We start from the raw sequence: 11,297 nt of genomic DNA, 5'->3' as shown, positions 1-11,297 counted from the left end.
GCGGCGCCCCCGTGACCGCCAAGGACGCCCCGATCGCGGGCATCGGTGTCGCGGGCGCCCCCTCCGGCGACCAGGACGAGAAGTTCGCCCAGGCCGGCGTCGCGGCCCTCGGCAAGTAACACCCCCGGGTCGCGTCCCTGAGGGACCTCAGAGCCCTCAGGGACCTCAGAGCCCTCAGGGACCTCAGGGACCTCAGGGACCTCAGAGCCCTCAGGGACCTCAGGGACCTCAGGGACCTCAGAGCCCTCAGAGCCCTCAGAGCCCTCAGGGACTCAGAGACCCCAGGGACTCAGAGACCCCAGGGACTCAGGGACCTCAGGGCGAAGCCCGCCGTACCGCCCCATAAGATCGCCAATGTGATAGCCCGACGTCTCCGTACCGCCCCAGCGGCCCTCGCTCTTGCCGCCGCGTTCGCCCTGACCGCCTGCAGCGGCGGCGGTGTGCACGGCAAGCCGGGGGCCGCCGGGCTGCGGGATCCGTACTTCGCGCATCTGGGCAACTCCGGGTACGACGTCGCGCATTACGGCCTCAAGCTCGGCTACGACCCCGAGGCCGAGCACATCGACGGCGAAGCGGTGATCACCGCCAGGGCCACCCAGGACCTCAGCGCCTTCAACCTCGATCTGAAGGGCCTCGACGTCGAGCGGATCACCGTGGAGGGCAGGCCGGCCCGGTTCAACCGCAACGGTGCCGAGCTGACCGTGCGCCCGCACGACGAGCTGCGCAAGGGCGAGACGTTCCGCACCACCGTCCGCTACGCCGGCGAGCCGCAGACGATCACCGACGAGGACGGCGCGAAGGAGGGCTGGCTGCCCACCGACGAAGGTGCCGTGGCGCTCGGTGAGCCGGCCGGTTCGATGGCCTGGTTCCCCGGTAACCACCACCCGAGCGACAAGGCCGCGTACGACATCGAGGTCACCGTTCCCAAGGGCCTGAAGGCCGTCTCCAACGGGGAGTTGAGCCAGGAGCGCCCCGGTGACGACGGCGACGGCACGACCTTCGTCTGGCACAGCGCCGAGCCGATGGCGAGCTATCTGGCGACGGTCGCGGTCGGTGCGTACGAGACGAAGACCTCGGTGATCGAGGGCGCGAGCCGCAAGGGCGGACTGCCCGTCTACACCGCGGTGGTTCCCTCGCAGGCGGAGGCGAGCAAGAAGCCGCTCGCGCGGATTCCCGAGATCGTCGAGTGGCAGGAGTACAACTTCGGCCCCTACCCGTTCTCCTCGGTCGGCGCGATCGTCGAGGACGAGGACGCCGCGGGCTACGCCCTGGAGACCCAGACCAAGCCGGTCCTGCCCGGCGCACCGGACACGGAACTCCTTGTGCACGAGCTGGCCCACCAGTGGTTCGGCAACTCCGTGACGCCCGAGTCATGGCAGGACATGTGGCTGAACGAGGGCTTCGCGACCTATGCCGAATGGCTGTGGAGCGAGGACCACGAGGGCGAGAGCGCCCAGGAGATCTTCGACCAGGTGTACGCGGGCGAGGGCGACTACGTCGAGGAGAACATCGGCGACGCCGAGGACGCCGAGGCGATCTGGGCCTACCCGCCGGCCAAGCCGAGCGGCGCGGACACCATCTCCGACACCCCCGTCTACTACCGGGGTGCGATGGTCGTCCACAAGATCCGCCAGGCCGTCGGCGACGACAGGTTCTACGACATCGTGCAGGGCTGGACCAAGACCCACCGCCACGGCAACGCCGACACCAAGGACTTCACCGAGTACGTGGAGAAGAAGGCGGGCAAGGACCTGGGCGCGATCTGGGACGTCTGGCTGTACGGCGAGGGCAAGCCCGCGAAGCCCTGAGGCTCGACCGGCGAAGCCCGGAGGCTCAACCAGCTGACGGACTCAACCGGCCGTCGGACTCAACCAACTGACGGACTCAACCGGCCGTCGGACTCAACCAACTGACGGGCTCAACCGGCCGTCGGACTCAACCAACTGACGGGCTCAACCGGCCGTCGGGCTCAACCGGCCGTCGGGCTAACCAACTGACGGACTCAACCGGCCGTCGGGGCGAGCTCCTTGCGCATCAGCACGCACGGCCGCTTCAGCTCCAAGTCCTCGGCGTATCCGATGAGTTCATAGCCGAGATTCGTCCAGAACCAGCCCGCCTGGTCGTTGTTCTCCAGGATCGCCAGGCGCACCGCCGCGTGGCCCGCGTCCCGCAGCCGCTCCTCGATGAGGCGTACCAACTCCCGTCCGATTCCCTGCCGGTGCACCCGGCCGTCCACCAGGAGCAGCCCGATCCACGGGTCGGGGTCGCTGGGGTCCGGGTGCTGCCCGAGCAGGGCCACGAGGCCGAGCAGCTTGCCTTCGTAGCGGGCGAGCAGCACCTCGGCAGAGGGGTGCGCGAGTTCGTCGGCGAGGGCCTTCGCGACCTGTTCCTCGGTGATCTCCGCCGGGTCGGGGAAGTCGCCGCTGAGCGCGAAGAACGCGTGGTTGGAGGCGTAGAGCCGGGTCACCTCGGTGAGTACGGGGCCGGGCAGCGCGCCGTCGTGGACCGGGAGCGGTTCGAGGATCATGCGGGCAGCGTACGACGAAGGGCCCCGGCGCGAACCGGAGCCCTTCGTCGTGAGTGCTCAGCACACCTTCGTACGTCAGATGTTGACGCCGAAGTCCTGCGCGATGCCGGCGAGGCCCGAGGCGTAACCCTGGCCCACGGCGCGGAACTTCCACTCCGCGCCGTTGCGGTAGAGCTCGCCGAAGACCATGGCGGTCTCGGTGGCGGCGTCCTCGCTGAGGTCGTAACGGGCGATCTCGGTGCCGCCGGCCTGGTTCACGATGCGGATGTACGCATTGCGGACCTGGCCGAAGTTCTGCGAGCGGGTCTCCGCGTCGTAGATCGAGACCGGGAAGACGATCTTGTCGACCTCGGCGGGCAGGCCGGCCAGGTTGACGTTGATCGCCTCGTCGTCGCCGGCGCCTTCGCCGGTGCGGTTGTCACCGGTGTGGACGATGGTCTGGTCGGGCGTCTGCTTGTTGTTGAAGAAGACGAAGTGGCCGTCCGAGAAGACCTTGCCGTCCGCCTTCACCGCGATCGCGGAGGCGTCCAGGTCGAAGTCCGTGCCGGTGGTGCTGCGGACGTCCCAGCCGAGGCCGACCGTGACGGCGGTCAGGCCAGGTGCCTCCTTGGTGAGCGAGACGTTGCCGCCCTTGGACAGGCTTACAGCCATGGAAGTCCCTTCCCCTTTTGGTTTCCCGGGTCGCCCCAGGTGCTGCGGTGTGTACGGGCTACGTACCGAAAGACGAAGCTACCGTCACCCGCATTAACGCCGGCGGGGGACCGTCAGGTTCCAGCTCGCTTTACTTTCTTTGCCGAAGCTCCGTTCCCCTCTTCACCCGCGCCCTCCCACACCCACCCGGCACCGCCGATCCGTTGCCGGGGGCGCCCGGGACCAAGGTCCAGGACGGGAAGGGGCGGAAGTGGACTAGACCTTTCGCGGGGCGCGCGCCACACTGTCCCGCGTGAAACATGTCATCGCCCTCGACGTGGGCGGCACCGGAATGAAGGCCGCCCTGGTCGGGGCGGACGGCACTTTGCTCCATGAGGCGCGCCGGGCCACCGCCCGTGAGCGCGGCGCCGAGGCCGTCGTCGAAACGATCCTCGACTTCGCCGCCGAGCTGCGCGCGTACGGGGAGGAGAAGTTCGGGGAGCCCGCCGCTGCCGCCGGTGTGGCCGTGCCCGGCATCGTCGACGCCGAGCGCGGTATCGCCGTCTTCGCCGCCAACCTCGGCTGGCGCGACCTGCCGCTGCGCGATCTGCTCGCCGGGCGCATCGGCGTCCCCGTCGCCCTCGGCCACGACGTCCGCACCGGCGGCCTCGCCGAGGGCCGGATCGGCGCGGGCCGTGGCGCCGACCGCTTCCTGTTCCTGCCGCTCGGGACCGGGATCGCCGGGGCCATCGGCATCGACGGCCGGATCGAGCCCGGCGCGCACGGCTACGCGGGCGAGATCGGCCATATCGTCGTCCGCCCGGACGGGCCGCCCTGCGGCTGCGGCCAGCGCGGCTGTCTGGAGCGGCTCGCCTCCGCCTCCGCCGTCAGCCAGGCCTGGGCCGAGGCGAGCGGCGACCCGGACGCGGACGCCGCGGACTGCGCGAAAGCCGTCGCTTCGGGTGACGAACGGGCCGTCGCGGTCTGGCAGGCAGCCATCGCCGCACTCGCCGACGGCCTGGTCACCGCGCTCACCCTGCTCGACCCGCGGACGCTGATCATCGGTGGCGGACTGGCCGAAGCCGGGGAAACCTTGTTCACACCACTGCGGGCGGCGATCGAGGAGCGCGTCACCTTCCAGAAGCTGCCCGCAGTCGTCCCCGCCGCCCTCGGGGACACCGCCGGCTGTCTCGGTGCGGGCCTGCTCGCCTGGGACCTGCTCGCCGCCGGCGAACCCGGCCCGACCGCCCAGTCGGCCCAGTCCGGCCCGACCGCCCAGTCAGGCCAGTCCGGCCCGACCGACCCGCCCACCCCGTCCACGGAGGTAACCACCTGATGGCCGCACGCAAGGTACTCACCGGCGCCCGGGTGGTGCTGCCCACCGGAACCGTCGCCGACGGCCGGGTCATCGTCGACGAGCGCGGCCGCATCGCCGGGCACGCACACGAGGGCGACGCCACCGTCGACCTGTCCGGCCACTGGGTCGTCCCCGGCTTCGTGGACATGCACAACCACGGCGGCGGCGGCGCCTCCTTCACCTCCGGCTCGGTGGCGGACGTGCTCAAGGGCGTGCAGACGCACCGCGAGCACGGCACCACCACGATCGTCGCCTCCACCGTCACCGGCGACATGGACTTCCTCGCACAGCGCGCGGGCATCCTGTCCGAACTGGCCGAGCAGGGCGACATCGCGGGTATCCACTTCGAGGGCCCCTTCATCTCGCCGTGCCGCAAGGGCGCCCACGACGAGTCCCTGCTGCGCGACCCCGACCCGGCCGATGTGCGCAAGCTGATGGACGCGGCGCGCGGCCAGGCCAGGATGTTCACGCTCGCCACCGAACTGCCCGGCGGCACCGACTCCGTACGCCTGCTCGCCGAGCACGGTGTGATCGCCGCGATCGGCCACACCGACGGCACGTACGAGCAGACCGTCGAGGCCATCGACGCGGGCGCCACCGTCGCCACCCACCTCTACAACGCGATGCCGGCCCTCGGGCACCGCACCCCCGGGCCGATCGCCGCGCTCCTGGAGGACGAGCGGGTCACCGTCGAGCTGATCAACGACGGTACGCATCTGCATCCCGCCGCCTTCCAGCTGGCCTTCCACCACGCGGGCGCGGACCGGACCGCGCTGATCACGGACGCCATGGACGCGGCCGGCTTCGGCGACGGCGAGTACATGCTCGGCACGCTCGCTGTCGAGGTGAAGGACAGTGTCGCGCGGCTCGTCGACGGCGGCTCCATCGCGGGCTCCACGCTGACCCTGGACCGTGCCTTCAAGCGCGCCGCGACCATCGACAGGCTGCCGGTCGAGGACATCGTCCGGGCCATCTCCGCCAACCCGGCGAAGCTGCTCGGCGTCTACGACCGTGTGGGCTCCCTGGAACCCGGCAAGGACGCCGACCTGGTCGTACTCGATGCGACGTTCACGCTGGTCGGCGTGATGCGCAAGGGCGAGTGGGTGATTGCGCCCCAAGAGGCCCAACGTGGGTGATTTGCCCCCGCGTTGACAAGCGGCGCAAGGCGTTGACGAGCAGGCGGTTGGCCCGGACCTCTGGGCCAACCGCCTTCTGTTTGGCATGATCAGGCCCCGGCACGCGCACGCACGTACGTACTACCGGGGGGTGGCACCCGTGATTCTCACGGTCACGCTGAACACCGCCCTCGACCTCACCTATCGCGTCCCGCGGCTGACCCCGCACTCCTCGCACCGCGTCACCGAGGTCACCGAACGCCCCGGCGGCAAAGGCCTCAACGTCGCCCGGGTACTCGCCGCGCTCGGCCACGAGTCGACGGTCACCGGCTTCGCGGGCGGCGCGACCGGACGCGCCCTGCGCGAGCAGCTGGCCACGGCGCCCGGAGTGCGCGACGCGCTGCTCGACGTGGCCGGTGCCACCCGGCGCACGATCGCCGTCGTCGACGCGGAGAGCGGCGACACGACCCAGCTCAACGAGCCGGGCCCGCTCATCACCCCGGACGAATGGTCCGGATTCCTCGCCTCCTACGAGCAGTTGCTGCCCTCCGCCGCCGCGGTGGCGCTGTGCGGCAGCCTGCCGCCGGGTGTTCCCGTGGGGGCGTACGCCCATCTCGTGCGCGCGGCCCGCGCCGCGGGCGTCCCCGTGCTGCTCGACACCAGCGGTGAGCCGCTGCGCCGCGGCATCGCCGCCCGCCCCGACATCGTCAAGCCCAACGCCGACGAACTGGCCGAACTCACCGGCTCCCACGAGCCGTTGCGGGCCACACGGGACGCCCGGCGCCGCGGCGCCCACGCGGTCGTCGCGTCACTCGGCGCGAAGGGGCTGCTCGCGGCCACCCCCGACGGCGCCCTGCGGGCCACACCGCCCGCCCCGGTACGCGGCAATCCCACGGGCGCGGGCGACTCGGCCGTCGCGGCCCTCCTCGCGGGCCTGGTCGAGAACACGCCCTGGCGCCGCCGCCTCGCCAGCGCGGTGGCCCTGTCGGCGGCGACGGTCCTGGCGCCGGTGGCGGGGGAGTTCGACCGCGAGGCGTACGAGGACCTCCTGGACCGCGTGTCCGTGACGGAGCAGGCGAGCGCGGCGTAGTGACACCACGACACAGGGGACTCCATGCCGCTGACCACCACCGGTGAACTCATGGCCGAGGCGCGGGCCGCACGCACGGCCGTCGCCGCCTTCAACGTCATCACCCTGGAGCACGCCGAAGCCATCGCCACCGGCGCCGAACGTGCGGACCGCCCCGCGATCCTCCAGCTCTCCGAGAACGCGGTGAAGTTCCACGGCGGCAGGCTGCAGGCCATCGCCGCGGCCACCTCCGCCGTCGCCCGCGCGTCCGGCGCCCGCCTCGCCCTGCACCTCGACCACGTCACCGACCCGGACCTGCTGCGCTCCGCCCACCCCGAGGGCATCGGCTCGGTGATGTTCGACGCGTCGAGGCTCCCGTACGCGGAGAACGTCAAGGCCACGGCGGAGGCGGTCCGTTGGGGCCACGAGCGCGGCATCTGGATCGAGGCGGAGCTCGGCAAGGTCGGCGGGAAGGAGGGCGAGCCGCCGCTCGACGCCCACGCGCCGGGCGTACGCACCGATCCCGCCGAGGCCGCCGCCTATGTCGCGGACACCGGTGTGGACGCCCTGGCCGTCGCGGTGGGCTCCTCGCACGCGATGACGGAGCGCACGGCCGCCCTGGACCACGAGTTGATCGCCGCGCTCAAGGAAGCCGTTCCGGTGCCTCTGGTGCTGCACGGCTCAAGTGGCGTACCGGATCAGGAGATACGGGCTGCCGTCGCCGCCGGCATGGTGAAGATCAATGTGGGCACGGCCCTCAACACGGCTTTCACGGGCGCGGCCCGTGCGTTCCTGGAGGCACACCCCTCGGCCGTGGACCCCCGCAAATACCTCGTCCCGGCTCGCGAGGCGATGGCCGGGACAGTGGCACACTTCCTGGGCCTGCTCGGCTGAACGCCGGGGGCCCCACTCTCCACGGAGCGCTTAGTACTTCCAGCCCTTCAGGAGCACAACCTGGTCGAGGTTCACATCGCACGTGTCTCCGCTCTCGCAGGAGATCTTGATCGTGTTGGTGCCCTTGTTGAGGGTGATGTTGGCGCCGGTGTTGGTCCAGCCCTTTTCCCAGTCGCCCTCCGGCGCGTTGCCGAAGTTGTCCATGTTCAGCTTGCGGTCCTGCGCCTTGCCGTTGACCGTCAGCGTGGTGGACATCTTCTTGCCCGGTACGCCGTAGAGCACCTTCAGGGTGTACTTGCCGTCCTTCGGGATGCCGTTGACGGTCCAAGTGGCCGAGGCGCCGGGCTGGTTGAGGCCCTGCACATAGGTGCCGGACTCGGAGCCGGGGATCTCCGACGAGGTGGAGGTGCCGCCGGCGAGGGTGAGGGCGCGGGCGTCCTCCTTGGGCAGTTCCACGTCGCTGCCCGCGTCGGACGGCTTGTCGGACGGCTGCTGTCCGGAGCCGGCGTCCGTGCCGCTGTTCGCGGACGAACCGGCGTCGGTGCCACCGGCGTTGGTCTTCTCGTCGCTGTCGGTGAGCAGGGCGACGCTGATGCCGACCACGACCGCGGCGACCACCGCGAGGGCGCCGATCAGCAGACCCTTGGTGTTGGGCCCGCGGCCACGGCCGCCGTGCCCGCCGTCGGAGTGCGACTGCTGCTGACGCGTGGCCTGCCCGCCGGGCAGGGTCTCGGGGGCGGCGTAGTGCGCGTTCTGCGGCGGGACCTGCTGTGCGCCCGCGCCGTGCTGTCCGTACTGGCGCTCACCGACGGTGCGCACCTGGTTGTAGGAGGAGGTGCGTCCGGGGTAGCCGTAACCGCCGCCACCGCTCGGCGGGGTGGCGCCGGCCGCCTGACCGTCGGCGTACAGATAGCCGAACGGGTCGTCTTCCTCGGGCGTGCTCGCGCCGTTGTTGCCGGCCGTCATCCCTCGGTCACTCCTCATGCAGATCGAGTACGGGTGGCCACAGGTGTCCAATTGGGCGAGCCTACACGTGCTCGCTGGGCCCCCCGAGCGACGTAGCTCTCACCAATGCTGTGACCTGGGGCTATCCAGCCCGCCTGTGCTGTTTGGCACGTGATCGTTTCTCGATGTACATGCGTTGGTCGGCCGACTGCAGCACTTCTTCGGCCGACATTCCGCAGTGCGCCCAGCCGATCCCGAAGCTCGCGCCGACCCGCACCGCACGGCCGTCGACCCGGATCGGCGGGATGATCGCGTTCCGCAGGCGTACGGCGAGATCCGCGGCGTCGGCCCGGCCGAGCCCGTCGGCGAGCACCACGAACTCGTCACCGCCGAGCCGGGCGACCGTGTCCCCGTCCCGCACCCCGCTCGTCAGGCGGCGCGCGACCTCGATGAGCACGGCGTCACCGGTGTGGTGCCCGAAGCGGTCGTTGATCGACTTGAAGCCGTCCAGGTCGCAGAAGAGGACGGCGAGGCCCTTGGTGCCGTCGTCCGTGTCGCCCTCGGGGGCCACGGTGTGCACATGGTGGTCGAAGCCCTCGATACCGCCGGTGGCCGGTGCGGTGCCGCCGGCGTAGTCGAAGCCGTGGCCGTTGCTGTCGTACGCGTCATGCGTGCTGTATGTGGGCGCCGCGCCGTAGGCCGCGTCGAGGGAGTCGATCGCGCTGGCCTGGACGCTCTGCGGGCGCTGGCACAGGCGGGCGCTCAACCGGGCGCGCAGCTCGGCGGAGTTGGGCAGTCCGGTGAGAGAGTCGTGCGAGGCGCGGTGGGCCAGCTGCAGCTCGCGCCGCTTGCGCTCCTCGATGTCCTCGACGTGCGTGAGCAGAAACCGGGGGCCGTCGGCGGCGTCCGCGACCACGGAGTTGCGCAGCGAGACCCAGAGATAGGTGCCGTCGCGGCGCCCGAGCCGCAGCTCGGCGCGGCCGCCCTCGGCGGAGGTGCGGAGCAGGGTCCCGATGTCCTCGGGGTGCACGAGATCCGAGAACGAATAGCGCCGCATCATGGAGGCGGGTCGCCCCAGGAGGCGGCACAGCGCGTCGTTGGTCCGCAGGATCCGGCCGTGCTGGTCGCCGCCCATCTCGGCGATGGCCATACCGCTGGGCGCGTACTCGAAGGCCTGCCGGAAGGATTCCTCGCTGGCCCGCAGCGCCTGCTGTTCCCGCTCGAGTCTGACCAGGGCGCGCTGCATATTTGCTCGCAGACGAGCGTTACTGATTGCAATGGCGGCCTGCGATGCGTACATCTGCAGCGCCTCGCGGCCCCAGGCGCCCGGGTGCCGGCCGTTGCGCGGGCGGTCCACGGAGATGACGCCGAGGAGCTCTCCGCCCGCCGAGCCGCTGGTGTACATCGGGGCGTAGAGGCGGTCCAGGGGGTGCCACTCGTCCTCGAAGCGCGGCTCCGGGCCGTCCGTGTGCCACTGGGGTACGTCGTCCTCGACGAGCACCCAGCCCTCGCTGTGCGGGATGAAACGGAGCGCGCCCCAGGCCTGGCCCATGCCGAGACGGCGCTCCCAGGACTCACGGGAACCCACGCGACCGGTGATCAGTGCCTCGGCTGCGGCACTGCCGGCGAAGGCGGCGACGACGAGATCGCCGTCGGGGCGTACGAGGTTCACGCACGCCAGCTCGTAGCCGAGGCCGTTGACCACGCCGTCGGCGACGGTCTGCAGCGTGTCTGCCAGGCTGCGAGCCGTGTTCAGGTCCGCGACCACGTGGTGCAGCTGCCGCAGGGTCGCAAGACGGACGTAAGGCTCCGACTCGGTCTCCATGCTCGCTCTCCCCGAGACCTCGACAGCAACTCCAGGATTAGCAGCGCCCTTAGTGTCTGTTTGCCTCCGCTTGCCTCCGCCACTGAATCACAGCGAGCTGCCCACTCGGTACACAGGGTCAACAAAATATGAGTCCTGTGACTCAAGTCACAGCGGGGGGTGAAGGGGTGGGACGTGGAACGTTGATCTCAGCGTACGTTTCCTGAACGCAAAGGGGAGAGCTGGGGCGGGGCGGGCTCGGGCGGGAGACCTAGTCCGGTCTCGGACTCTGGCCCGATGCGGGGGTCCGGGGGGCGGGACTAGCGTCCTGTTTCGTGTCAAGGCTGCTGAAGACTCATCCTGTCGGGGTGAGCAACGAAGAGTTCCGCGCCGCCATGTCCCGTCTGGCCGCGGGGGTGGTCCTGGTGACCGCGAGGGAGGACTCCCTCGGGGAGGGCGGACCCGTCCCCGAGGATGTCGGCATGACGGCCACGGCCTTCATGTCCGTCTCCCTGGATCCGCCCCTGGTGCTCGTGAGCCTGCGGGACGGCTCCCGCATGGACGATCTGCTCGCGGAGCAGCCGCGCTGGGGTGTCTCGGTGCTCTCCGAGAGCCAGCGTCATATCGCGGGCCGGTTCGCGATGAAGGGCCGTATCAGCGACCGCCTCCTCTTCGAGGACATCGCGTATGTACGCGGTGAGGCCTCGGGGGCGCCGCTGGTCGGCGGCGCGCTGTCGACCCTGGAGTGCGAGACGGAGCAGCGGGTCCCGGCGGGGGACCACACGCTGGTGATCGGCCGGGTCCTGACGGCGTCACTGCCGAGCGCGGACGGCGGTCCGCTGATGTATTTCCGGGGCAGGTACCGGCAGTTGGGCTGAGGCGCCCCTGCAAGGTGCTGCGGGCCGACCGGGGTCGCCCCGGGCGAAAACCCGTTGATCGGCGCCGTCGTGCTGCCC

11 protein-coding genes are annotated in these 11,297 nt (G+C 70.8%); 7 read left to right on the top strand and 4 right to left on the bottom strand.

The window, feature by feature from the left end:
- Together ACFQVC_RS19630 and ACFQVC_RS19625 are read left to right on the top strand one after the other, a co-directional pair.
- Positions 1–119: heme-binding protein (locus ACFQVC_RS19630; RefSeq protein ID WP_381831789.1), on the top strand; the 119-nt coding region annotated here is incomplete at its 5' end.
- A gap of 240 nt (positions 120–359) precedes the next feature.
- Positions 360–1,808, top strand: coding sequence for a M1 family metallopeptidase (locus ACFQVC_RS19625; RefSeq protein ID WP_381831788.1), 1,449 nt, complete (start codon positions 360–362; stop codon positions 1,806–1,808).
- 194 nt (positions 1,809–2,002) lie between these two features.
- Here ACFQVC_RS19625 and ACFQVC_RS19620 read toward each other — a convergent pair whose 3' ends face one another.
- Together ACFQVC_RS19620 and ACFQVC_RS19615 are read right to left on the bottom strand one after the other, a co-directional pair.
- Positions 2,003–2,527 (bottom strand): GNAT family N-acetyltransferase, encoded by a 525-nt coding sequence (locus ACFQVC_RS19620; protein ID WP_381831768.1) that lies wholly within the window; start codon positions 2,525–2,527, stop codon positions 2,003–2,005.
- A gap of 75 nt (positions 2,528–2,602) precedes the next feature.
- Positions 2,603–3,178: a TerD family protein gene (locus ACFQVC_RS19615; protein WP_381831767.1), complete on the bottom strand. Its 576-nt coding sequence runs from the start codon at positions 3,176–3,178 to the stop codon at positions 2,603–2,605.
- 292 nt (positions 3,179–3,470) lie between these two features.
- Here ACFQVC_RS19615 and ACFQVC_RS19610 point away from each other — a divergent pair, with 292 nt between their 5' ends.
- The 4 genes from ACFQVC_RS19610 (at position 3,471) to ACFQVC_RS19595 (ending at position 7,592) form a co-directional block, all read left to right on the top strand.
- Positions 3,471–4,493: an ROK family protein gene (locus tag ACFQVC_RS19610; protein WP_381831766.1), complete on the top strand. Its 1,023-nt coding sequence runs from the start codon at positions 3,471–3,473 to the stop codon at positions 4,491–4,493.
- Complete coding sequence (gene nagA, locus ACFQVC_RS19605; RefSeq protein WP_381831765.1) at positions 4,493–5,650, top strand: N-acetylglucosamine-6-phosphate deacetylase; 1,158 nt, start codon at positions 4,493–4,495, stop codon at positions 5,648–5,650. The genes ACFQVC_RS19610 and nagA overlap by 1 nt, the downstream gene beginning before the upstream one ends.
- Before the next feature lie 139 nt (positions 5,651–5,789).
- Complete coding sequence (locus ACFQVC_RS19600; RefSeq protein WP_381831787.1) at positions 5,790–6,719, top strand: 1-phosphofructokinase family hexose kinase; 930 nt, start codon at positions 5,790–5,792, stop codon at positions 6,717–6,719.
- Positions 6,720–6,743: 24 nt separating this feature from the next.
- On the top strand, positions 6,744–7,592 hold the full coding sequence (locus tag ACFQVC_RS19595; RefSeq protein WP_381831764.1) for a class II fructose-bisphosphate aldolase: 849 nt from the start codon (positions 6,744–6,746) through the stop codon (positions 7,590–7,592).
- A 30-nt stretch (positions 7,593–7,622) separates the two neighbouring features.
- Here the strand turns inward: ACFQVC_RS19595 and ACFQVC_RS19590 are convergent, their stop codons facing one another.
- Together ACFQVC_RS19590 and cdgB are read right to left on the bottom strand one after the other, a co-directional pair.
- Positions 7,623–8,558, bottom strand: a complete 936-nt coding sequence (locus tag ACFQVC_RS19590) for a carbohydrate-binding protein (protein ID WP_381831763.1) — start codon at positions 8,556–8,558, stop codon at positions 7,623–7,625.
- Positions 8,559–8,679: 121 nt separating this feature from the next.
- Positions 8,680–10,362 (bottom strand): diguanylate cyclase CdgB, encoded by a 1,683-nt coding sequence (gene cdgB, locus ACFQVC_RS19585; protein WP_381831762.1) that lies wholly within the window; start codon positions 10,360–10,362, stop codon positions 8,680–8,682.
- 347 nt (positions 10,363–10,709) lie between these two features.
- Here cdgB and ACFQVC_RS19580 point away from each other — a divergent pair, with 347 nt between their 5' ends.
- On the top strand, positions 10,710–11,219 hold the full coding sequence (locus ACFQVC_RS19580) for a flavin reductase family protein (RefSeq protein WP_381831761.1): 510 nt from the start codon (positions 10,710–10,712) through the stop codon (positions 11,217–11,219).
- The last annotated feature ends 78 nt before the right edge of the window (positions 11,220–11,297 follow it).

The organism is Streptomyces monticola (assembly GCF_042665355.1).
Lineage (GTDB): Bacteria > Actinomycetota > Actinomycetes > Streptomycetales > Streptomycetaceae > Streptomyces > Streptomyces monticola.
This window is presented reverse-complemented; position numbering and strand designations above follow the sequence as displayed.